Below are 24513 nucleotides of genomic sequence, written 5' to 3' on the forward strand. Positions count from 1 at the left end.
ATTTTTATATTGTAATTTGCAATAATTAAAAAGTAGAAAGATACATGGAATTTGATTTAGAATACAACGGGGAGCGCCCTCATTTAATTATACCAGAATACGGAAGACACATTCAAAAGTTAGTAGATCATTGTATAGCTCTTGAAGATATTGATGAAAGAAATAAAATGGCCAAAGCTATTGTAGATGTAATGGGGAATTTACAACCACATTTACGTGATGTACCAGATTTTAAGCATAAATTATGGGATCAAATTTTTATTATATCCGATTTTAAACTAGAAGTTGATTCTCCTTATCAAAAACCGTTAAAAGAAGAACTTCAAGCAAAACCAGAACCATTACCTTACCCTAAATCTGCTTCAAGATATAGATTTTATGGGAATAATATTCAAATTATGATTGATGTTGCTTTAACTTGGGAAGAAGGTGAAGCAAGAGAAGCATTGTATTATACAATTGCAAATCATATGAAAAAATGTTATTTAAACTGGAATAAAGATACAGTTGATGATGCAGTTATTTTTAAACACTTGTTGGATTTATCTGATCAAAAAATTGATTTAACAGATAGTTCTGAAACATTGTCAGAATCAAGAGAATTACTTAAAAAAAGAAAGCCTACTAATAAAAATAGACAACAAGATCAGCGCAAAAAAAATTATAAGAAAAAATAATTAGCAGTATCATGGCAACATTTATTATTGAAGGAGGTCAAAAATTAAGTGGAGATATTACTCCTCAAGGTGCTAAAAATGAAGCTTTGCAAGTAATTTGTGCAGTTTTATTAACATCTGAAAAAGTTACAATTAGTAATATTCCTGATATTCGAGATGTAAATAAATTAATTTTTATTCTTGGAGAATTAGGAGTAAAGATTGAAAAGGTAAAAAGAGATACTTATATTTTTCAAGCAGATGATTTAGATTTAAGTTATTTAGAATCAGAAAAATTTAAACAAGATGGAAGCTCATTAAGAGGTTCTATTATGATTGTGGGACCTTTATTAGCCCGTTTTGGAAAAGGATATATACCAAGACCAGGAGGTGATAAAATAGGACGTAGAAGATTAGATACTCATTTTGAAGGTTTTATTAAATTAGGTGCTACATTTAGATATAATAAAGATGAAAAGTTTTACGGTGTAGAGGCGAGTTCTTTAACCGGAACTAATATGTTATTAGATGAAGCCTCAGTTACTGGTACAGCAAACATAGTAATGGCTGCTGTTAAAGCAAAAGGAATTACTACAATTTATAATGCCGCTTGTGAACCATATCTTCAGCAGTTATGTAAAATGTTGAATAGTATGGGAGCTAAAATAAGAGGTGTTGGCTCCAATTTATTAATTATAGAAGGTGTAAAAGAATTGGTTGGTTGTAGCCATAGAATTTTACCAGATATGATTGAAATTGGTAGTTGGATTGGTATGGCTGCTATGACAAAATCTTCAATTACAATTAAAAATGTAAGTTGGAATGATTTAGGATTAATTCCGCGTGTTTTTCAAAAAATTGGAATTAATTTAGAAAGAAGAGGAGACGATATTTTTATTCCAGAACAAGAGAGTTATGAAATTCAAAACTTTATTGACGGATCTATTTTAACAATTTCAGATGCGCCTTGGCCTGGGTTTACACCAGATTTATTAAGTATTATTTTGGTTGTTGCAACGCAAGCAAAGGGAAGCGTATTAATTCATCAAAAAATGTTTGAAAGCAGATTGTTCTTTGTTGATAAATTAATTGATATGGGTGCAAAAGTAATTTTGTGTGATCCACATAGAGCAACCGTTATTGGTATGAATCATGAATCTAGTTTAAAAGGAACTGTTATGACTTCACCCGATATTAGAGCGGGTATATCTTTATTAATTGCAGCACTTTCAGCAAAAGGCACAAGTACTATTCATAATATTGAACAAATTGATAGAGGATATCAAGATATTGAAATAAGATTGCAAGCCATAGGAGCAAAAATAACTAGGGTAGAATAAAAATATTAACAATAAAATTTAAAAAGGATAGCCAATTTGGTTATCCTTTTTTTTTGAATTTTATAATTAAAAGGAATTAGACTAAACTTAAATTTATTACATTTAATTAATAAAATAGCTTATGATAATTTCTATCCATTGGTTAGATTAATTCAATTAATTTTAATCTTTTTAGTGCTTGCTAAATATATTAACAAATTATTTAATCTAGGATTATTAATTATATAGCTTTACTATTTTTAAGTATGAAATCAATTTATTTTATAATCTTATTGATATTTATTAATAATGTATTATATGCTCAATTTGAAGTTAATGGAACAATTACATCGGACACTACTAAGTTAGATGGTGTTAATATAACTGTTTTAAATACAAAAAGAGGAACTATAACCAATAGTAAAGGGCAATTTAGAATTGAAAATATAAATCTTACAGATACTTATATGTTCAGGTAAATACTCCATCCTCAAACCTAGAAAATATAAAATCAATTAATATAAATAAAGATTTAAATCCTATTTTACCAGATTTTTAATGTGGGATAGTGATTAATGAAAATAATATTTTTATTAAAATTTATAAAATACTTTTTGTGAATAAATTTAAATCTAAGAAATACCTTAAAACTCCTCATTTTAGGCGTTATTTCTTTATAAATAATTTTAAATATGTGTATATAAAATATAAGTAGTTGATTTTTTGATGTCATATTGGCATAATTAAAAAAATGGCAATACTTTTGCTAACTTATTAAGTGAGAAATTTTTTAAATAAAATTATGAGTAAAAAGAAGGATTCCAAAGAAGAACAGGAAATAAAAGATAAAGACGTAAATCAATCGGAAACGCAAGAAATTAGCGTAGAAGAGCAACTAAAACTTGATGTTAGTCAAGAAAAAGATAAGTTTTTAAGATTGTTTGCAGAGTTTGAAAATTATAAAAAACGAACTGCTAGAGAACGTATTGAATTATTTAAAACTGCCAATGAAGATTTAATGACAGTTTTGCTTCCTATTTTAGATGATTTTGACAGAGGTTTAAATGAAATGAAAAAAGAAGGAGATACTGAAATGTTAAAAGGAATGGAGCTTATTAAAAATAAACTTTATAATTCATTAACTCAGAAAGGACTAAATCCTATTGAAGTTGAAAACGGATCAGTTTTCGATGTTGAACTTCATGAAGCAATTACCCAAATTCCTGCACCTACCGATGATTTGAAAGGAAAAATAATTGATGTAGTTGAAAGAGGGTATAAACTAGGGGATAAAATAATTAGATATCCAAAAGTTGTTGTTGGACAATAAGATTTAAAATAGATGAAGCAAGATTATTACGAATTATTGGGCGTTTCAAAAAATGCTACACAAGCTGAAATAAAAAAGGGATACAGAAAGATGGCTATAAAATACCATCCAGATAAAAATCCTGATGACAAGTCTGCAGAAGAACATTTCAAAAAAGCAGCTGAAGCATATGAAGTTTTAAGCGACGAAAATAAAAAAGCTAGATACGATCAATATGGACATGCTGCATTTGAAAATGGAGGCGGTGGTGCCGGTGGTTTTGGTGGTGGCGGAATGAATATGGATGACATATTTAGCCAGTTTGGTGATATATTTGGCGGTGCTTTTGGCGGCGGTGGCGGCGGATTTGGAGGCTTTGGCGGTGGCTCAAGAGGAAGAGCCATGGTTAAAGGAAGTAATTTACGTATTAGAGTTAAATTAACTTTAGAGGAAATTGCAAATGGTGTAGAGAAAAAAGTTAAAGTTAAAAGAAAAGTTAGTGCAGAAGGTGCTACGTATAAAACTTGTACAACCTGTAATGGGAATGGTCAAGTTATGCGTGTAACAAATACAATTCTAGGGCGTATGCAATCGGCTTCAACATGTCCTACATGTCAGGGGGCTGGTGAAATTTTAGATAAAAAACCTAAGAATGCAGATGCTCAAGGACTTGTTCAAAAAGAAGAAACAGTTTCTATTAAAATACCACCAGGAGTTACTGATGGAGTTCAGTTAAAGGTGAATGGTAAAGGTAATTCTGCACCAGGAAATAATTCAATTGATGGAGATTTAATAGTTGTAATAGAAGAAGTAAATCACGAAACTTTAAAAAGAGAAGGTACTAATCTACATTTTGATTTGTATGTGAATTTTTCTGAGGCTGTTTTAGGAATTGATAAAAATATAGACACTGTTTCTGGAAAAGTTAAAATTAAAATTGAACCAGGAACACAATCTGGAAAAATACTAAGATTAAGAGGTAAAGGATTACCAAGTATAGATCATTATGGAAATGGAGACTTATTGGTGCATGTAAATGTTTGGACACCTCAAAGTTTATCTAAAGAGCAGAAGAAATTTTTTGAAAATATGAAGTCTGACAGTAACTTTGCACCAAACCCTTCTAAATTTGATAAATCATTTTTTGAGAAAGTAAAAGATATGTTTTCTTAAAAAAAAGGCTGTTTTATTATAAAATTAGCAATTAAATATTTTGTTTTTAAAAAATATAATATATATTTGAAGTGTTGTTAGTGAAATATCTAATAACACTTTTTCTTTTTCATAGCAATTTTCCCACTCAAGTTTTGAGTGGGTTTTTTTGTATCAATAATTAGATTACTTTTGCAAAAATAAGTAGGCTGTCTTATCGCTTTATTTTATATAAAGAGGAAAGTCCGGACACCAAAGAGTGACATAGCGGATAACATCCGTCCAGCGTGAGTTGAGGACAAGTGCAACAGAAAGCAAGTACAGTTCGGCTGTAGTGAAACCAGGTAAACTCTATGTGGTGAAATGTCATGTATATTGAAATTTTAAAGTTACTCGCTTTATTTCAAGGGGTAGGCAGCTCGAACCATAAAGTAATTTATGGTCTAGATAAATGATAAGAACTTTTTAAAGTACAGAATCCGGCTTATAGGCCTACTTATTTTATTATCATATCCTTAATAATTATAACGTTTTCGTAAGGTGTTTTTAAACTATTAAAAATATTTAATCATAATATTATTTATATCTTTAAAAATTGACTGTTTAATTGAATATTTATTTTTGAAAACATCATTTTTTGTACCTTCGCTTCGTTAAAAAAATTAACTAAAATTATTATAGATTTAGCTTTTAACATTCAAAAGATTAAAAGTTGAGATTCTAAATTTCCAGAAATATTATGAACACTTATAAAGACTACATCAAGCAGATCAAAGAAAGAAAAGGTCAAGGACTTCATCCACAGCCTATTGATGGTGCTGAATTGTTAAGCGAAATCATTGAGCAAATTAAAGATTTAAATAATGTAAATAGAGACGATTCTCTTAACTTTTTTATCTATAATGTTTTACCCGGAACTACAAGTGCTGCAGTTGTAAAAGCTAAGTTTTTAAAGGAGATTATTTTAGGCCAATCAATAGTTAAAGAAATTACGCCTTCTTTTGCTTTTGAACAATTATCTCATATGAAGGGGGGACCTTCCGTAGAAGTGCTATTAGATTTAGCTTTAGGAGATGATGCGCAAAATGCAAAAGCAGCGGCTGATGTTTTAAAAACACAAGTTTTTCTTTATGAGGCAGATACAGCTCGTTTAGAGAAAGCATTTAAAAGTGGTAACCAAATCGCTAAAGATATTATAGAGAGTTATGCGAAGGCAGAGTTTTTTACGAAACTTCCAGAGATTGATGAAGAGATTGAAATAGTAACTTTTGTTGCAGGGATAGGAGATATATCTACAGATTTACTTTCTCCTGGGGGTGATGCTCACTCTAGGTCAGATAGAGAGTTACATGGTCAGTGTTTATTTGAACATAATAAAGAGCAACAAAATGAATTAATAGCCTTACAAAAACAACACCCAGATAAGCGAGTGATGCTAATTGCAGATAAAGGTACAATGGGAGTTGGTTCTTCTAGAATGTCTGGAGTAAATAATGTAGCATTATGGACTGGTATAAAATCAAGCCCTTATGTTCCATTTATTAATATAGCTCCGATTATTGCAGGAACAAATGGAATTTCTCCAATTTTCTTAACAACCGTTGGTGTAACAGGTGGTATTGGTATTGATTTAAAAAACTGGGTAAAAAAGAAAGATGCTGAAGGAAATACAGTTAGAGATGAAGCAGGAGAACCTGTTCTTGAAGAGGCATATTCTGTAGCAACTGGAACAGTACTTACTGTAAATACAAAAAAGAAAAAATTATATAAAGGAGATTTAGAGTTAATGGATATTTCTGCTTCATTAACACCTCAAAAAGCTGAATTTATAAAAGCTAAAGGGTCATATTCAGTTGTATTTGGTAAAAAATTACAAACATTTGCTTCAAAAGTTTTAGGTATTGATGTAGTGCCAGTTTATGCAACATCAAAAGAAATTTCTATTGAAGGACAGGGTTTAACTGCAGTAGAAAAAATATTTAATAAAAATGCCGTTGGTACAACTCCAGGTAAAATATTACATGCTGGTTCTGATGTTCGTGTAGAAGTAAATATTGTAGGTTCTCAAGATACTACAGGTTTAATGACTTCTCAAGAATTAGAAATGATGGCCGCTACTATTATTTCGCCAATTGTTGATGGTGCTTACCAATCAGGTTGTCATACAGCTTCTGTTTGGGATAATAAATCGAAAGCAAACATTCCTAGATTAATGAAATTTATGAATGATTTCGGCTTAATTACGGCAAGAGATCCTGAAAACAAATACAAACCAATGACGGATGTAATTCATAAAGTTTTAAATGATATTACTATTGATGATTGGGCAATAATTATTGGGGGAGATTCTCATACAAGAATGTCTAAAGGTGTTGCTTTTGGTGCAGATTCTGGTACTGTTGCTTTAGCACTTGCTACAGGTGAAGCGTCAATGCCAATTCCTGAGTCAGTAAAAGTTACATTTAAAGGGAATATGGCAAGTTACATGGATTTCCGTGATGTTGTGCATGCAACGCAGCAACAAATGCTTACTCAATTTGGTGGAGATAATGTTTTTCAAGGAAGAATCATTGAGGTGCATATTGGAACCTTAACAGCAGATCAAGCATTTACATTTACAGATTGGACTGCAGAGATGAAAGCAAAAGCTTCTATCTGTATTTCTGAAGATGCTACTTTAATTGAATCTTTAGAGATTGCAAAAGGTAGAATTCAGATAATGATTGATAAAGGAATGGACAATCACTTAAATGTTCTTCAAGGATTAATTAATATAGCTAATAATAGAATTAATGAAATTAAATCAGGTGAAAAACCGGCTTTAACTCCAGACGCAAATGCCAAGTATTTTGCTGAAGTTGAAATTGATTTAGATTTAATTGAAGAACCAATGATTGCAGATCCAGATGTAAATAATGCAGATGTTTCTAAGAGATATACACATGATATCATTAGACAATTGTCATATTATGGAGGTACAAAACAAGTAGATCTTGGTTTTGTAGGATCTTGTATGGTACATAAAGGAGATATGAAAATATTGGCTCAAATGCTTAAAAATGTAGAAGAGCAATATGGTAAGGTAGAATTTAAAGCTCCTCTTGTAGTTGCGCCACCAACTTATAATATTGTTGATGAATTAAAAGCAGAAGGTGATTGGGAAGTTCTAGTAAAATATTCAGGTTTCGAATTTGATGATAGTGCTCCAAAAGCAGTAGCGCGCACAGGATATGAAAATATGTTATATTTAGAGCGTCCAGGTTGTAATCTTTGTATGGGTAACCAAGAAAAAGCAGAACCAGGAGATACGGTAATGGCTACTTCAACTCGTTTATTCCAAGGAAGAGTTGTTAAAGATTCTAGTGAGAAAAAAGGAGAATCTTTACTTTCATCAACACCAGTGGTTGTATTGTCTACAATTTTAGGTAGAACTCCTAATTTGGCAGAATACAAAGCTGCAGTAAAAGGTATTAATCTTACTCAGTTTACGCCTCCTCATAAGATGTTAGTAAGAGCATAAAGGAGTATAGTAAATTTTAATTCAAAAGCCTGAGTCTAAGACTCAGGCTTTTTTTGTTTTTCTATTTAGTTTTTTTGTCATGATTATTTAACTTTTATAATCAATTTTTTCTATTTAACTATCAGTATTAAATCTTCTACAAGTCAAAAATCTACTAAAAAGAAATAAAATATTTTGTATATTGTGTTACTAAAATAGAATAACAAAAAAAATAGAAATCTTATGGCTTTTGATATTGAAATGATTAAAAAAGTGTATTCAAACGTTGTACAGCGTGTTGATGCTGCTCGTGAACTTACAGGGAAACCTTTAACTTTAGCAGAAAAAATATTGTATTCACATTTGTGGGATGGAACGTCTAAAAGGGCATTTGTAAGAGGTAAAGATTATGTAGATTTTGCACCCGATAGAATTGCATTACAAGATGCAACTGCACAAATGGCATTATTGCAGTTTATGCAAGCCGGAAAGAGTAAAGTTGCAGTTCCTACTACAACACATTGTGATCATTTAATTCAAGCTAAAAATGGAGCTAGTACAGATTTACAAACTGCTCTTAATACAAGTAATGAAGTTTTTAACTTTTTAGAATCTGTTTCTAATAAATACGGATTAGGTTTTTGGAAACCAGGAGCAGGAATTATTCACCAAGTAGTTTTAGAAAATTATGCATTTCCAGGAGGAATGATGATTGGTACAGATTCTCACACAGTTAATGCTGGTGGTTTAGGTATGGTTGCTATTGGTGTTGGAGGAGCAGATGCAGTAGATGTTATGGCAGGTATGGCTTGGGAATTAAAATTTCCTAAATTAATAGGTGTTAAGTTAATTGGTAAATTATCTGGTTGGACAGCACCAAAAGATGTTATTTTAAAAGTAGCCGGTATTGTTTCTGCAAAAGGAGGAACAGGAGCAATTGTAGAATATTTTGGAGAAGGAGCAACTTCAATGTCTTGTACTGGTAAAGGTACAATTTGTAATATGGGAGCGGAAATAGGAGCTACAACTTCTACTTTTGGATATGATGATTCGATGGAACGTTATTTACGTGCTACAGATAGGAGCGATGTTGCAGATGCTGCAAATAAAGTAAAAGATTATTTAACTGGTGATGCTGAAGTATATGCAAATCCAGAGCAATATTTTGACCAAGTAATTGAGATTAATTTATCAGAATTAAGTCCGTTATTAAACGGGCCTTTTACTCCAGATTTATCTACAAAAGCTGGTGCTGATATGACCGCTGCTGCTAATAAAAATGATTGGCCTTTAAAAGTAGAATGGGGATTAATAGGTTCTTGTACAAACTCTTCTTATGAAGATTTATCTAGAGCTTCTTCAATAGCACAACAAGCTATAGATAAAGGTTTAAAAATGAAATCAGAATTAGGTATTAATCCAGGTTCGGAAAAAGTAAGATATACTGCGGATAGAGATGGTATTATTGGAATCTTTGAAAAGTTAGATGCTAAAATATTTACAAATGCTTGTGGACCTTGTATTGGTCAATGGGCACGATATTCAGATCCATCAAATGCTCCTAAAAATTCAATAATACATTCATTTAATAGAAACTTTGCAAAACGTGCAGATGGTAACCCAAACACACATGCATTTGTTGCTTCGCCAGAAATGGTTGCTGCAGTTGCTATTGCTGGTCGTTTAGATTTTAATCCGATGACGGATAAGCTAATTAATGAGAAAGGAGAGGAAGTAATGTTAGATGAACCAACTGGATGGGAATTACCTCCAAAAGGTTTTGAAGTAAAAGACGATGGTTATTTAGCTCCAGAAGAAGATGGAAGCCATGTTAAAATCGCTGTTAAAGAAGATTCTCAAAGATTACAATTATTAGAGCCTTTTACTCCGTTAGGAAATGATTTAAGGGGTGTTAAATTATTAATAAAAGCTTTTGGAAAATGTACAACAGATCATATTTCAATGGCTGGACCTTGGTTAAGATATAGAGGTCATTTAGATAATATTTCTAATAATTGTTTAATTGGAGCAGTGAATGCTTTTGGTAAGAAAACAAATTTTGTTAAAAATCAATTAACAGGAGAGTTTGGAGGTGTACCAGATACTGCTAGAGCATACAAAGCTGCAGGAGTAAAATCAATTGTGGTTGGTGATCATAATTATGGTGAAGGATCTTCAAGAGAGCACGCAGCAATGGAACCTAGACATTTAGGTGTTGCGGCTGTTTTAGTAAAATCTTTTGCTCGTATTCATGAAACAAACTTAAAAAAACAGGGAATGTTAGGATTAACATTTGCCAATGAAGAAGATTACGATTTAATACAAGAAGATGATACGTTTAACTTTTTAGATTTAAATAATTTTGCTGCGGGAGTACCTTTAACTATAGAAGTTGTTCACGCAGATGGTTCTAAAGATACAATTATTGCAAACCATACCTATAATCAAGGTCAAATAGAGTGGTACAATGAAGGTTCTGCATTAAACTTAATTAAAAAAGAAAACGCATAGATAGCATTAAAAATTTAATATTTTTTTAAAAAGGAGTGTTTTAAACACTCCTTTTTTTATGCATTTTAAGGAGTGAGTGTATTATTATAAAAAAATTAACATGTAAATTGTTGAATTACAAGGTAAAAGAAATAAGATTTTAACCTTTTCATAAATAGATGGTGTAATTACCAAATTTTTTGTAACTTTTTTCTCTAAATTTAAATGTTGAATGAAATTGTTTACAGAAATGAAAACCATTAATTTAGTTACAATAACCACGGTTATAAAAATGATTTTCTTTCCTTTATTAAATAAAAAATTTAATTTTAATAGTAAACATATTCTGATTTAAATTTATAAGATTTAAAGGATAGTATATATAAGAAAATAAAGAATAAATAAAATCGAATATAGTTTTATGAAAGCACTGTTTTACACAAAAGAATTTCCACCATATGTTTATGGAGGAGCAGGGGTACATGTTGAATATTTAGCAGCGGAATTGGAAAAATTAATGAAAGTTGATGTGCGTTGTTTTGGAGATCAAGATGATAAAAAAGATAATTTAACGGTAAAAGGCTTTCCATCTGATAATCCTGCTTTAAAAAATGCAGATAGTAAATTAAAAGCAGTTTTGCAGACTTTAAGTACTTGTATTGAAATGAACGCGGATAATATTGATGCAGATATAGTTCATTGTCATACTTGGTACTCTCATTTTGCAGGTATTGTAGCAAAGTTGTGTTATGGTATTCCTCTTGTAATAACAACACATTCATTAGAGCCGTTAAGACCTTGGAAAAGAGAACAATTAGGAAGAGGATATGATGCTTCTTCTTGGATAGAGAAAACAGCAATTGAAATGGCAGATGCTTTAATTGCAGTTTCAGAAGAAACAAAAGAAGATGTGAAAAAGCATTTTGATGTTGATGAAAATAAAATTAAAGTTATTTATAATGGAATTAACCTTACTGAATATACTGTAACAGATAAGTCTGATACATTAGATAAATATGGAATTAATCGAGCCAAACCATTTATTCTTTTTGTTGGTAGAATTACAAGACAAAAAGGAATTATTCATTTAGTAAATGCTATTAAATATATAGATCCAGAAACACAAATTGTATTGTGTGCAGGAGCACCAGATACTCCTGAGATTTTAAAAGAAATGAAAGATAGCGTTGATGAAGTTAAAAAAACAAGAAAAAATGTAATTTGGATTGATGAAATGCTAGATAAACCAAGTATTATTCAATTATATTCGCATGCAGATGTTTTCTGTTGCCCATCAATTTATGAACCGTTTGGAATAATAAATATTGAAGCAATGGCTTGTAATACAGCTGTTGTTGCTAGTGCAGTTGGAGGAATTAAAGAAGTTGTTGTTGATGGAGAAACTGGTATTTTAGTACCTGTACAGCAGCAGACAGAAGCTCCGTTTGAACCTATTAATCCAGATAAATTCGCAAAAGATTTAGCTAATGGTGTTAATAAATTAATAAACAATAAAGAGCTAAGAGATTCAATGGGAATAAAAGGAAGAAAAAGAGTAGAAGATCATTTTGATTGGGTAGCAATTGCTAAACAAGTAAAAGATTTATACCAATCTTTAATATAAAATCAACAAACAAGTTAATCAAATTTAAAAATATAAAAATTGGAAGATATGTCAGGAAGTAAAGTATTAGCAATTATTTTAGGAGGGGGCCAAGGGTCCAGATTACATCCTTTAACACAGACAAGATCAAAACCAGCAGTACCTATTGCAGGAAAATATAGGTTAGTAGATATTCCAATCTCAAATTGTATAAATTCAGGCATTAAAAGAATGTTTGTATTAACACAGTTTAATTCAGCTTCTTTAAACAGGCACATAAAGAATACATATCACTTTAGTTTTTTTAGTTCTGCTTTTGTAGACGTATTAGCAGCCGAACAAACACCTGGTAATAAAGGATGGTTTCAAGGTACAGCGGATGCTGTTAGACAAAGTATGCATCATTTTAAAAGAATTGATTATGATTATATGTTAATTCTTTCAGGTGATCAATTATATCAAATGGATTTTAACTATATGCTTAAGGCTCATAAAAAATCTAAAGCGGCAATATCTATTGCTACAATTCCAGTTAACGCTAAAGATGCAACCGAATTTGGTATTTTAAAAACCAATGATAAAAATGAAATAACTTCTTTTATTGAAAAACCAGCAGCAGAATTATTACCTGATTGGACTTCAAATGTAAGTGGTGAAATGCAATCTGAAGGAAGAAATTATTTAGCTTCAATGGGAATTTATATTTTTAATAGAGAATTACTTGAAGAATTAATGGAAGACCCTAGTACTAATGATTTTGGTGGAGAAATTATTCCTCAAAGTATTGAAAAGGTGAAAGTTGTAAGTCATCAATTTGAAGGATATTGGACAGATATTGGAAATATAGATTCATTTTTTGAAGCAAATTTAGGATTAGCAGATGATTTTCCAAAATTTGATTTATATAGTAGAAAAAAACGTATTTATACACGTGCTAGAATGTTACCAACAACAAAAGTATCTGGTACAAATTTAAATAAAACAGTTATTGCTGAAGGTTGTATAATAAATGCAGCAAAGATTGAACATTGTGTAATTGGGATTCGCTCTAAAATAGATACAGAATCTACGGTTATAAATACCTATATGATGGGAAGTGATTATTATCAACCATTAGAAGAAATATTAGATGCTAATATTGTATCAATGGGAATAGGAAAAAGGTGTTTTATAAAGAATGCAATTTTAGATAAAAATTGTTGCATAGGTGATGATGTTAGAATTAATGGAGGAAAACACTTAGAAAACGTAGATACTGATTCTTATGCAATAAAAGAAGGAATTGTTGTTATTAAAAAAGGAGCGATAATTCCTAATAGTTTTACACTTCAATAGAAAATAATTATAATTAATGAAGAATCAAAGAAGAGTAGTAATAGAAAATATTTCTCCACAGATTAATGGTGGAGAATTTTCTATTAAAAGAGTAGTTGGTGAAATTGTATCCGTAAATGTTGATTTATTAGTAGACGGTCATGATGTAATAGCAGGTTCAGTTCTTTATAAACATGAGAAAGAAAAAATATGGAGAGAATCTAGATTAAATGATGCCGGAGAAGATAATTGGACAGGCTCTTTTATTGTTGAAAAACAAGGAGTTTATGAATATAAGATAGAGGGATGGGTAGATTATGCTTTAAATTGGAGATATGGTACAATTAGAAAGATAGATGATCACCAACATGTATCTTCTGAATTATTAGAAGGTGTAGAGTATTTAAATAAATTATTAAAAGTTATAGCAAATAAATCAGAAAAAGAATACATTTTAAGATTACAATATATATTTAAAAATACAGAATGTTATAATGAATCTGTAAGAGAAGTTAAAAGTGAAGATTTATATAATTTATTTTTAAAATATCCTGAAAAAAAATTATCTAACGAATCAGAAAAATTATCTGTTTATGTAGATAGGTTGAAAGCTAGATTTAGTACTTGGTACGAGTTTTTTCCTCGGTCTGCGTCTCAAATAGAAGGAGTTCATGGTACTTTTAAAGATTGTGAAAATTTACTTTCTAGAGTTTCTCAGATGGGATTTGATACATTATATTTTCCTCCTATACATCCTATTGGAGAAGTGAATAGAAAAGGAAAAAATAATACAACTACTGCATATGAAGGCGATGTAGGTTCTTGTTGGGGAATAGGATCAAAAGAAGGAGGGCATACCTCAATCCATCCACAACTAGGAACTTTAGATGAATTTAAATCGTTGATTTGGAGGGCTAAAGAAATAGGTATTGAAATAGCAATGGATTATGCTTTGCAAGTTGCACCAGATCATCCATGGGTTACTGAACACCCAAAATGGTTTAAATGGAGGCCAGATGGAACCGTTCAATATGCCGAGAACCCACCGAAAAAATATCAAGATATTTTACCTGTTTATTTTGAAACAAAGGAATATGAGAAATTATGGGATCAATGTTTGAGTGATTTAATTTATTGGATAGAATGTGGAGTTAATGTTTTTAGAATTGATAATCCGCATACAAAACCATATTATTTTTGGAATTGGATAATTTCAAAAATTAAAAATAAATATCCGGATGTAATATTTTTAGCTGAAGCATTTACAAAACCAAAAGTGATGCATCAATTAGGAAAACAAGGTTTTACACAATCTTACACTTATTTTGCTTGGAGAAATAATAAACATGAACTTACTGAATATGTTGAGCAATTAACAAAAACAGATATTAAAGAGTTTATGAGACCAAATTTTTGGCCAAATACTCCAGATATTAATCCTTTTCATTTACAAGGAGCAAATGAATCAAAACATATTCAAAGGTATGTTTTAGCAGCAACTTTAAGTTCAAATGTAGGAATATATGGTCCGGTGTTTGAGCAAATGATAAGTGGAGCAATACTAGGAAAAGAAGAATATATAAATTCTGAAAAATTTCAAATTTGTAAATACAATTGGCATAAGGAAAATAAAGTAACTCATATAATTTCACTTATAAATAATATACGAAGTAGACACGAAGCTTTACAGCAAACCAATAATATTAAATTTTGTAATATTGATAATGATCAAATTATAGCATTTTATAAATGGAATGATGATAAAACAAGTGAAATTTTAGTTGTTATAAGTTTAGATGATCATTACATGCAACAAGGATGGCTGCAATTGCCGCTTCACGAGTTGGGGATTTGGAAGGGGCATAATTTAACAGTAACAGATTTAATTACTCATTCTGCATATGAATGGGCTGATGAATATAATTTTATTGAATTACATCCATCAATGTCATTTCATATTTTTGCAATTAATAAATAATTAACCTAATTTAATTTATTCAAATTTTATATATAATTTGAACAAAAAAGATAATTTTATGACAAACGTTATAGCTTATAGTCAATTTACTGAATTCGATATATTTTTATTTAAAGGAGGAAAACATTTTCGTCTTTATGAAAAATTTGGATCACATATAACAACTGTTGATGGAGTAGAAGGAACATATTTTGCTGTCTGGGCTCCAAGTGCAAATCAAGTATCTGTAGTTGGTGAATTTAATAAATGGAATGATGGCGAACACAAATTAAATGTTCGTTGGGATTCTTCAGGTATATGGGAAGGTTTTATTCCAAATGTAGGAATAGGAAGTTTATATAAATATAAAATACATTCTAATAATAGTGGAATAATAACAGAAAAAGCTGATCCTTACGCACGCAGAAATGAACATCCACCAAAAACAGCTTCTATTGTATGGAGTGATGATTATAAGTGGAAAGATAAAAACTGGATGAAAACCAGAAAAGATCATAATGCTTTAGATGCTCCATATTCTGTATATGAAGTTCATTTAGGATCTTGGAAACGAAAAATGGAAGAAGATAGATTTCTATCTTATGTTGAATTGGCAGATGATTTAGTGGCTTATGTAAAAGAAATGAACTTTACACATGTTGAATTAATGCCAATAATGGAATTCCCTTATGATCCTTCTTGGGGATATCAATTAACAGGGTATTTTGCACCAACATCGCGTTTCGGATATCCAGATGAATTTAAGTTATTAGTTGATAAATTACATCAAAGCGGAATTGGAATTATTTTAGATTGGGTTCCTTCTCATTTTCCAAGTGATGATCACGGTTTAGGATATTTTGATGGATCACATTTATATGAACATCCAGATAGAAAAAAAGGATATCATCCAGATTGGAAAAGTTTAATATTTAACTATGAAAGAAATGAAGTACGTTCATTTTTAATTAGTAATGCAATTTTTTGGTTAGAACAGTATCATGCTGATGGACTTAGAGTTGATGCAGTTGCTTCAATGATATTTTTAGATTATTCAAGAGAAGAAGGAGAGTGGGATCCAAATGAATTTGGTGGAAAAGAAAATTTAGCTGCTATTTCATTTCTAAAACAATTGAATGAAGAAGTTTACAGATCATTTCCAGATGTACAAACAATAGCAGAAGAGTCAACTGCTTTCCCAATGGTTTCAAAACCAACATCTATGGGAGGTTTAGGCTTTGGAATGAAATGGATGATGGGGTGGATGCATGATACATTAGATTTTTTCGGAAAGGATCCAATATATAGAAAATACCACCAAAATGAAATAACATTTAGTTTGGCATATGCGTTTTCTGAAAATTTCATGTTACCACTATCACATGATGAGGTAGTTTATGGTAAAAATTCAATTTTAGGTCGTATGCCAGGTGATGAATGGCAAAGATTTTCAAATTTAAGACTACTATATGGTTATATGTTTACACACCCAGGAACAAAATTATTGTTTATGGGAAGTGAATTTGGACAATATAATGAATGGGATTTTGAAGGTAGTTTAGATTGGAATTTGTTAGAATTTGAACCTCATAAAAATATAAAAAATTATTTTTCAGCTTTAAATGAGTTTTATAGAAGTACACCAGCACTTTATGAAAATGGATTTACTTCTGAAGGTTTTGAATGGATTAGTTTTGACGATAGCGAAAACTCTGTTATATCATATATTAGAAAAGGGAAAGAAGCTTCGGAAAACGTAATTGTAGTTTGTAATTTTACACCAAATATGATTGAAAACTACAAGTTAGGACTTCCTTCAAAAGGAAAACTTAAAGAAATTTTTAATTCGGATGCTGAAATTTTTGGAGGAAGTGGAAATGTAAATCCAAAACAAATAACCATTAAAAAGTCTGCTTGGGATGGTAGAGCTTATTCTGCGGATATTAAATTGTCTCCATTAGGTATTTCAGTTTTTAAGATAAAATAGTTACTATTTGTTATTAAGAGAATTATGCGTTGTAAATATTATATAATCTATAAAATTTACAACGTATTTTTATTTAAATCTATTATAAATTAGATAATTAAATTCACTATTTTTGCGTTTAGAATTTAGAAGAAAGATTTATGATTTTAAGTACAGAATTAGAATATAAAGGGGATCAACGTCCCTCCAAAATAGTTTTTTATCAAAAAAATGTAAATACACTTTATTTTAAAAGTGAAAATAATGTTGTTCTTGAGTTAACTATAGAAAGAGACAGTGTTTTACGATTTAGATATAGTACTACAGGCCGTTTTGATAAAGATTTTTCTTATGGTGTTACAATGCATGCCAGTAAAGGTTACAATCATTTAGAAATTGAAGAAGATGATGACAATTATATAATAACCACCTCTAAATTAATTTGTAATATATCTAAATTAGATATGAGAAAATCTATTTATGATGTTAAAGATAATACTTTAATTTTAGAAGATGAGATTGGTTTTCATTGGGAAGAGAGTTATGCAATAGGAGGAGATATTGTAAAAATGTCACTTGTTTCGCAACAAGCTGAAAACTATTATGGCTTAGGTGATAAACCTGTAGATAATAATTTAAAAGGAAGACGTTTTCAAAATTGGGTTACAGATTCATTTGCTTATGCAAGAGGAACAGATCCTATTTATAAAGCAATTCCGTTTTATACAGCTATCCATCATGGTAAGTCATATGGAATATTTTTTGATAATACATTTAAAACATTCTTCGATTTTTGTCAAGAACGTAGAAATATAACAAGTTTTTGGGCTGAAGGAGGTGAAATGAATTTTTACTTTATTTATGGTCCAGAAATGACAGAGGTAGTTTCTAATTATACAGATTTAACTGGTAGACCTCAAAATATTCCACCTTTATGGGCGTTAGGTTTTCACCAATGTAAATGGAGTTATTATCCAGAATCTAATGTTAAAGAAATAACTACAAAATTTAGAGAATTAAAAATCCCTTGTGACGCCATATATTTAGATATAGATTATATGGAAGGTTTTAGGTGTTTTACTTGGAATAAAAAATATTTTCCAGACCCTAAAAGAATGGTGAAAGAATTAGCAGATGATGGATTTAAAACCATTGCTATTATTGATCCAGGAATTAAAATTGATAATGATTACGATGTATTTAAAGAAGGATTAGAGAAAGATTATTTCTGTAAAAGAGCTGATGGTCCTTACATGAAAGGGAAAGTTTGGCCGGGAGAATGTTATTTTCCTGATTATACAAAACCTGAAGTACGTGAGTGGTGGTCTAACTTGTTTAAAGAATTGATTGAAGATATTGGCGTGAATGGAGTTTGGAATGATATGAATGAACCTGCTGTAATGGATGTTCCAGGTAAATCATTTCCAGATGATGTAAGACATGATTATGATGGGAATCCTTGTAGCCATAGAAAAGCGCACAATATTTATGGAATGCAAATGGCACGTGCAACTTACCATGGATTAAAGAAATTTAGTTATCCAAAGCGTCCTTTTGTAATAACAAGATCGGCTTATTCAGGAACACAACGTTATACTTCAACATGGACAGGAGATAATGTTGCAACTTGGGATCATTTAGCCATAGCAAATCAACAAGCTCAAAGAATGAGTATGTCTGGTTTTTCTTTTGCAGGTTCTGATATTGGAGGTTTTGCTGAACAACCAACAGGTGAATTATTTGCACGTTGGATTCAACTTGGTGTTTTTCACCCATTTTGTAGAGTGCATTCGTCTGGTGATCATGGTGATCAAGAACCTTGGGTATTTGGTAAAACAATAACTGATATTGTTAGAAAATTTATTGAAATTAGATATCAATTATTGCCTTATTTATATACATCCTTTTGGAGATATACAAATGAAGGAATTCCAATTTTAAAGTCGTTGGTATTGTTTGATCAAAAAGATCCACATACACATAATAGAAATGACGAGTTTATTTTTGGTGAAAAGATTTTAATTTGTCCAATTATAGAACCAAATTCAAAAGGAAGAAGAATGTATATTCCTCATGGGAAATGGTATAATTTCTGGGACAATTCTACTGTTTTTGGGGGAGAAGAAGTATGGGTTGATGCAGATTTAGATAGTATGCCTATTTTTGTTAAAGAAGGAGCTATTATTCCTAAATACCCTATTCAACAATATGTTGGTGAAAAAGAAATTGATGAACTTGTATTAGATTTGTACTTTAAAGAAGGGAAAGAAACTTCTGAAGTATATGAAGATGCTCATGATGGTTTTGATTATAAAAAAGGAAGATATAGTTTAAGAAACTTTACTCAAGTTGGAAAAGAAGATTCTCTAACAATTCAACAATTTAAATCGGGTAAATATATTACTGGTTATAATAATATTAAAATTAATATTCACGGTTTACCATTTAAAATTAAAAGTATAGAGGTTGATAATGAAAAAATTGATATTTCTAAAATAAATGGAAATGTTACATTTGATGTAACTAAAGAATTTAGAGAAATATATATAGAAAGTTAAAACAATCTATTTATTATAAATAATAAAAGCCTACTATTTTAATAATAGTGGGCTTTTTTTGTAAGTTTTTCTTTTAATTACGACCATACTCTAAACTTAAATAGATGAAAAAACTTTGGTATTTTGAAAATGTAAACTTATTTAAAATTTTATGTCCACATAAATTTTCGGATTATAAGGATTGCCATAATTTTTCTAATTACTCAAAAAACGATTATATTTATTTTGAAAAAGACGCATCTACAAAAGTTTATTTAATTGAAAAAGGAAAAGTTAAGTTGGGTTATTATACAGAAGAAGGAGCAGAAGTTGTAAAAGCAATTTTATGTAAAGGGGAACTTTTTGGAGAGAAAGCTATTTTAGGTGAAGAAAAAAGAAATGAGTTTGCTCAATCTTTAGATAATAATACTTCAATTTGTCCAATAGGAGTTTCAACATTACATGATTTAATGAGAGATAATCAAAATTTTACTTTAAAAATTTATAAATTCATTAGTTTTAGAATTCAAAAATTAGAGAGAAGATTACAAATCCTTTTATTTAAAGATGCTAAAACCAGATTATTAGATTTTCTTGATGAACTTTGTGAAGATTATGGTGTTTGTTGTGAGGAAACAGGAAAATTAAAGGCAAAACATCCATACACACAAAAAGACATTGCAAATTTAATAGGAACTTCAAGACCAACTTTAAATCTGATAATGAACGAGTTGAAAGTAGATAATATTATAGATTTTAAAGGAAAGGAAATACTTTTTTTAAAAAAAACTGCATAATGTTAGCTAGCTAACATTTTAAAATACTTTACATCGATATTTTTGTAATATAACTTAAAAACAAATTATTATGACAAGAATTTTAAAATTTATAGCATTGTTCAGTATTGCTTTAATGGTTTCAAATTGTTCAGATGACGATGAAGCAACAACTAAAAATTTAGGATTAAACATTTCAGGTTTGGAAAACCTTGGTTCAGATTATGTATATGAAGGTTGGATAATTGTAGAAGGTTCCGCTGTTACTACAGGTAGGTTTTCAGTTAATGACAATGGTGTACTTTCTGAAACAAATTTTATTTTAGATATTGATGATTTAAATGCCGCTTCAACTTTTGTATTAACAATTGAAAAAGTTGTTGGTGATGATCCAGGACCAAGTGATGTTCATATTTTAGCGGGAGATTTTTCTGGAAATTCAGGAAATTTAACTATTGATCACGGAGCAGCTTTGGGAAATAATTTTTCCACTTCTGATGGAAATTATATTTTGGCCACTCCAACAAATGGAGATAATAATGATGAAAATAGTGGAGTTTGGTTTTTAGACTTATCTTCAGGTAGTCCAGCAGTAGGATTAAATTTACCTATACTTCCTGCAGGATGGCAATATGAAGGTTGGGTAGTTACAGGAGGAATACCAGTTACTTCAGGTAAATTTACCAACGTTTCTGGTGTAGATGATTTTAATGGATTTAGCGGAACTATGGGAGGACCTCCTTTTCCAGGTGAGGATTTTTTAAATAATGCACCATCGGGTTTAACTTTCCCTATAAATTTACCTGGAGGAAAAGCTGTTATCTCTATTGAGCCAGTTCCAGATAATAGTCCAAATCCCTTTTTATTAAAACCTTTAGTAGCAGATATCCCTGCAAACGCTACAGACCACACTACATATAGTATGGGTCAAAACTTAAATTTTCCAACAGGTACTTTTACCAGATAAATGAAGAGGTTTTACCTTTTTTTAATTTAATATAATTACAAAAGCTTCCTTATTGGAAGCTTTTTTTGGATCAAATGTGTATATTTGATTCTTAAAAATTAATGAATAATCTATTATATAAAAAAGTATGAAACTTTTAGAGAATAAAACAGCTTTAATTACTGGAGCAACACGAGGAATAGGAAAGGGAATTGCACAGGTTTTTGCAAAGCAAGGTGCTAATGTTGCTTTTACATATAGCTCTTCAGTTGAAGCAGCGGTTGCTCTTGAAAAAGAATTAGAGTCTTTTGGAGTTAAAGCTAAAGGGTATCAATCTAATGCCGCAAATTTTGATGCAGCTCAAGAATTAGCTTCAGAAGTTTTAAAAGAATTTGGAACTATTGATATCTTAATTAATAATGCAGGTATAACAAAAGATAATTTATTAATGCGTATTTCTGAAGCTGATTTTGATACAGTGATGAATGTAAATTTAAAATCTGTATTTAATTTAACCAAAGCAGTTATAAGACCTATGATGAAACAACGTGCAGGATCTATTATTAATATGAGTTCAGTTGTTGGTTTAAAAGGAAATGCTGGTCAGTCTAATTATGCAGCTTCAAAAGCTGGTATTTTGGGTTTTTCAAAATCAGTAGCACTTGAATTAGGATCAAGAAATATAAGATGTAATGTTATTGCTCCTGGTTTTATTGAAACTGAAATGACAGCAACTTTACCTGAAGATACAGTTAAGGAATGGAGAAATTCAATTCCTTTAAAAAGAGGTGGTACACCAGAAGATATTGCAAATGCTTGCGTATTTTTAGCTTCTGATATGAGTGCTTATATTACGGGGCAAACATTAAGTGTTGATGGTGGAATGTTAACCTAATTAATAATGAAATAATTTAACAAGAAAAGAGAAAAGTAAATTAGTAAATAAATAATGCAAACAATTTTCGTTTTTTTAGCTATTATAGTGGCATTAGGAGTTGCTTTTTTTCAATACCTATATAAGAATAAAGAGAAAAGCCAATTAAAATATTGGCTTTCTCTTTTACGTTTTATTAGTATTTTTGGAATTCTAATTCTTCTTATAAATCCTTCTTTTAAAAAAACTATTACCGAATCTATTAAACCTAATTTAATAGTAGCTGTTGATAATTCTAAATCTATTAAGCTAAACTCTAAAGGTGATTTTACTAAAAGTATTGTTAAAAATCTAAAGAGTAATGAAATCTTAAATAATAAATATTCAATAAAATATTATGGGTTTGGGAATGGTGTTTATTTACTAGACTCCTTAAAATTTAATGAAAGTCAAACTAATATTTCGGCTCCTGTTAATGAATTTTCAAAGTTATTTAAAGAAAATAATAACCCTGTTATTTTAATATCAGATGGAAATCAAACAGTAGGGAATAGCTTAGATTTTATTAATTATAAAAGTCCTATATATCCTATTATTATTGGTGATACAACTAAATTTGAAGATATATCTATAGGGCAATTAAATGTAAATAAATACAGTTATATTAATAATAAATTACCTGTTGAAGTATTTATTAATTATTTTGGAAACAAATCTATTAGTAAACAATTTAGTGTTTATAATAAATCAAAAAGGGTATTTTCTAAAACAATTGAATTTTTAAAAAATGAAAATGTAAAAACGGAATCTTTTTACATAACAGCAGAAGAGAAAGGAACTCAATTTTTTACAGCGAAGATTGAAAATTTAGAGAATGAATTAAATGTATTAAATAATAAAAAGAGTTTCAGTATAAATGTAATTGAAGAAACATCAAAAATTTTGATATTATCTTCAATTATTCATCCAGATCTTGGAATGCTAAAAAAATCTATTGAAAGTAATAAACAGCGTTCTGTTTCAATTAAAAATATTTCAGATTTTAAAGGAAATATTTCAGATTTTCAATTGATTATACTTTATCAACCTTCAAAAGATTTTGAGACGGTAATGAAAGAAATTTCAACCAGAAAAATAAATAATTTTGTAATAACTGGTATAAGTACAGATTGGAGTTTTTTAAATAAAGTTCAAAATAATTATAAAAAAAATACTACATCACAAACAGAAGAATACTATGCTGTTCATAATGTAAACTATCCTAGTTTTGTTCTAGAAAATATTAATTTTTCTGAATTTGCTCCTTTAGAAGATAATTTTGGGCCTATTCAATTTAATGTTAAAGCAAATTCATTATTGTATCAAAAAATTGGACCAATCACTACTGAACAAGCCTTATTAGCTACTTTTAAAATTAATGACTATAAACAGGGAGTACTTTTTGGAGAAAATATATGGCGTTGGAGAATGAATAGTTTTCAAGAAAATAAAACATTCGAAATTTTTGATGGGTTTATTGCAAATCTAATTCAATATTTATCTTCAAATTTAAAAAATGAACGATTAAATGTAACTGTTGATCCATTATTTTATGCAAACGAAACTGTTGATATTTTAGCAAGTTATTTGGATGAAAATTTTCAAATTGATACCAGAACAAAGTTATGGGTTACAATTTCAAGTAAAGAAAATAATTATATTAAAAAAATACCTTTTGCTCTTTTCAAAAATCAATATAAAGCGGAATTTTCAAATATCCCTTCTGGAGAATATATTTATTCTGTAACGGTAGATAACCAAAATAGTAAAAGTTCAGGGAGTTTTAAAGTCCTATCTTTTCATGTGGAACAGCAATTTAAAAATTCAAATGATGAATCTTTAAAAAAATTGGCCGCAAATTCAAATGGGAAAATCTATTATGAAAATGATGTAGATAAATTAATTTCAAATTTACAGAGCAACAATAGTTTTAAAAGTATTCAAAAATCAAAAGTTATTGAAACACCTTTAATTGATTGGGAGTGGATTTTAGGAATTATTCTCTTAAGTTTAAGTTTAGAATGGTTTACTAGAAAATATTTTGGAAAAATTTAACCCAGATTAAAAATAACTTGA

The 24513-nt window shown here is 29.7% G+C and carries 16 protein-coding genes and 1 other RNA gene; all 17 read left to right on the top strand.

Going from position 1 to position 24513, the window contains the following annotated elements:
- The first annotated feature begins 44 nt into the window (after positions 1-44).
- The 17 genes from DAD81_RS06845 (at position 45) to DAD81_RS06925 (ending at position 24492) form a co-directional block, all read left to right on the top strand.
- Entirely contained in the window at positions 45-677 is a 633-nt protein-coding gene (locus tag DAD81_RS06845) for a DUF4290 domain-containing protein (protein WP_111707511.1), read from the top strand.
- A gap of 11 nt (positions 678-688) precedes the next feature.
- The gene (murA, locus tag DAD81_RS06850) at positions 689-1996 is read left to right on the top strand and encodes a UDP-N-acetylglucosamine 1-carboxyvinyltransferase (RefSeq protein WP_111707512.1); all 1308 of its coding nucleotides are present in this window, start codon (positions 689-691) and stop codon (positions 1994-1996) included.
- A gap of 245 nt (positions 1997-2241) precedes the next feature.
- Positions 2242-2454, top strand: a complete 213-nt coding sequence (locus DAD81_RS06855) for a carboxypeptidase-like regulatory domain-containing protein (RefSeq protein WP_111707513.1) — start codon at positions 2242-2244, stop codon at positions 2452-2454.
- Between the two features lie 323 nt (positions 2455-2777).
- Positions 2778-3305: a nucleotide exchange factor GrpE gene (locus tag DAD81_RS06860; RefSeq protein ID WP_111707514.1), complete on the top strand. Its 528-nt coding sequence runs from the start codon at positions 2778-2780 to the stop codon at positions 3303-3305.
- A gap of 12 nt (positions 3306-3317) precedes the next feature.
- Complete coding sequence (gene dnaJ / locus DAD81_RS06865) at positions 3318-4457, top strand: molecular chaperone DnaJ (protein WP_111707515.1); 1140 nt, start codon at positions 3318-3320, stop codon at positions 4455-4457.
- A 180-nt stretch (positions 4458-4637) separates the two neighbouring features.
- An RNA gene (gene rnpB, locus DAD81_RS06870) (RNase P RNA component class A) lies at positions 4638-4939 on the top strand.
- Positions 4940-5175: 236 nt separating this feature from the next.
- The gene (locus DAD81_RS06875) at positions 5176-7956 is read left to right on the top strand and encodes a bifunctional aconitate hydratase 2/2-methylisocitrate dehydratase (RefSeq protein ID WP_111707516.1); all 2781 of its coding nucleotides are present in this window, start codon (positions 5176-5178) and stop codon (positions 7954-7956) included.
- A gap of 222 nt (positions 7957-8178) precedes the next feature.
- Complete coding sequence (locus DAD81_RS06880) at positions 8179-10446, top strand: aconitate hydratase (protein ID WP_111707517.1); 2268 nt, start codon at positions 8179-8181, stop codon at positions 10444-10446.
- Positions 10447-10846: 400 nt separating this feature from the next.
- On the top strand, positions 10847-12049 hold the full coding sequence (gene glgA / locus DAD81_RS06885) for a glycogen synthase (protein ID WP_111707518.1): 1203 nt from the start codon (positions 10847-10849) through the stop codon (positions 12047-12049).
- Between the two features lie 48 nt (positions 12050-12097).
- A complete protein-coding gene (locus DAD81_RS06890; RefSeq protein ID WP_111707519.1) occupies positions 12098-13363 on the top strand; it encodes a glucose-1-phosphate adenylyltransferase in 1266 nt (421 codons plus the stop codon).
- A 16-nt stretch (positions 13364-13379) separates the two neighbouring features.
- Positions 13380-15320 carry an alpha-1,4-glucan--maltose-1-phosphate maltosyltransferase gene (locus tag DAD81_RS06895; RefSeq protein WP_111707520.1) on the top strand — a complete coding sequence of 647 codons (1941 nt, stop codon included), beginning with the start codon at positions 13380-13382 and terminating at the stop codon, positions 15318-15320.
- Positions 15321-15378: 58 nt separating this feature from the next.
- The gene (gene glgB / locus DAD81_RS06900; protein WP_111707521.1) at positions 15379-17286 is read left to right on the top strand and encodes a 1,4-alpha-glucan branching protein GlgB; all 1908 of its coding nucleotides are present in this window, start codon (positions 15379-15381) and stop codon (positions 17284-17286) included.
- A gap of 140 nt (positions 17287-17426) precedes the next feature.
- Positions 17427-19823, top strand: a complete 2397-nt coding sequence (locus tag DAD81_RS06905; protein ID WP_111707522.1) for a glycoside hydrolase family 31 protein — start codon at positions 17427-17429, stop codon at positions 19821-19823.
- A 104-nt stretch (positions 19824-19927) separates the two neighbouring features.
- The gene (locus DAD81_RS06910) at positions 19928-20599 is read left to right on the top strand and encodes a Crp/Fnr family transcriptional regulator (protein ID WP_111707523.1); all 672 of its coding nucleotides are present in this window, start codon (positions 19928-19930) and stop codon (positions 20597-20599) included.
- Positions 20600-20669: 70 nt separating this feature from the next.
- Positions 20670-21545: an anti-sigma factor gene (locus tag DAD81_RS06915; protein ID WP_111707524.1), complete on the top strand. Its 876-nt coding sequence runs from the start codon at positions 20670-20672 to the stop codon at positions 21543-21545.
- 127 nt (positions 21546-21672) lie between these two features.
- A complete protein-coding gene (fabG, locus tag DAD81_RS06920) occupies positions 21673-22419 on the top strand; it encodes a 3-oxoacyl-[acyl-carrier-protein] reductase (RefSeq protein ID WP_111707525.1) in 747 nt (248 codons plus the stop codon).
- A gap of 54 nt (positions 22420-22473) precedes the next feature.
- Entirely contained in the window at positions 22474-24492 is a 2019-nt protein-coding gene (locus DAD81_RS06925; protein ID WP_111707526.1) for a VWA domain-containing protein, read from the top strand.
- Positions 24493-24513 lie beyond the last annotated feature (21 nt).

The organism is Lutibacter citreus (assembly GCF_003260195.1).
GTDB lineage: Bacteria > Bacteroidota > Bacteroidia > Flavobacteriales > Flavobacteriaceae > Lutibacter > Lutibacter citreus.

Excerpts from the sequence above, each read along its gene's own strand:
- fabG (WP_111707525.1), top strand. The coding sequence starts at position 21,673 with ATGAAACTTTTAGAGAATAAAACAGCTTTAATTACTGGAGCAACACGA.
- dnaJ (WP_111707515.1), top strand. The coding sequence starts at position 3,318 with ATGAAGCAAGATTATTACGAATTATTGGGCGTTTCAAAAAATGCTACA.
- DAD81_RS06890 (WP_111707519.1), top strand. The coding sequence starts at position 12,098 with ATGTCAGGAAGTAAAGTATTAGCAATTATTTTAGGAGGGGGCCAAGGG.
- DAD81_RS06875 (WP_111707516.1), top strand. The coding sequence starts at position 5,176 with ATGAACACTTATAAAGACTACATCAAGCAGATCAAAGAAAGAAAAGGT.
- DAD81_RS06860 (WP_111707514.1), top strand. The coding sequence starts at position 2,778 with ATGAGTAAAAAGAAGGATTCCAAAGAAGAACAGGAAATAAAAGATAAA.
- DAD81_RS06905 (WP_111707522.1), top strand. The coding sequence starts at position 17,427 with ATGATTTTAAGTACAGAATTAGAATATAAAGGGGATCAACGTCCCTCC.
- DAD81_RS06880 (WP_111707517.1), top strand. The coding sequence starts at position 8,179 with ATGGCTTTTGATATTGAAATGATTAAAAAAGTGTATTCAAACGTTGTA.
- DAD81_RS06845 (WP_111707511.1), top strand. The coding sequence starts at position 45 with ATGGAATTTGATTTAGAATACAACGGGGAGCGCCCTCATTTAATTATA.
- DAD81_RS06915 (WP_111707524.1), top strand. The coding sequence starts at position 20,670 with ATGACAAGAATTTTAAAATTTATAGCATTGTTCAGTATTGCTTTAATG.
- glgA (WP_111707518.1), top strand. The coding sequence starts at position 10,847 with ATGAAAGCACTGTTTTACACAAAAGAATTTCCACCATATGTTTATGGA.
- glgB (WP_111707521.1), top strand. The coding sequence starts at position 15,379 with ATGACAAACGTTATAGCTTATAGTCAATTTACTGAATTCGATATATTT.
- DAD81_RS06895 (WP_111707520.1), top strand. The coding sequence starts at position 13,380 with ATGAAGAATCAAAGAAGAGTAGTAATAGAAAATATTTCTCCACAGATT.
- DAD81_RS06910 (WP_111707523.1), top strand. The coding sequence starts at position 19,928 with ATGAAAAAACTTTGGTATTTTGAAAATGTAAACTTATTTAAAATTTTA.
- DAD81_RS06855 (WP_111707513.1), top strand. The coding sequence starts at position 2,242 with ATGAAATCAATTTATTTTATAATCTTATTGATATTTATTAATAATGTA.
- murA (WP_111707512.1), top strand. The coding sequence starts at position 689 with ATGGCAACATTTATTATTGAAGGAGGTCAAAAATTAAGTGGAGATATT.
- DAD81_RS06925 (WP_111707526.1), top strand. The coding sequence starts at position 22,474 with ATGCAAACAATTTTCGTTTTTTTAGCTATTATAGTGGCATTAGGAGTT.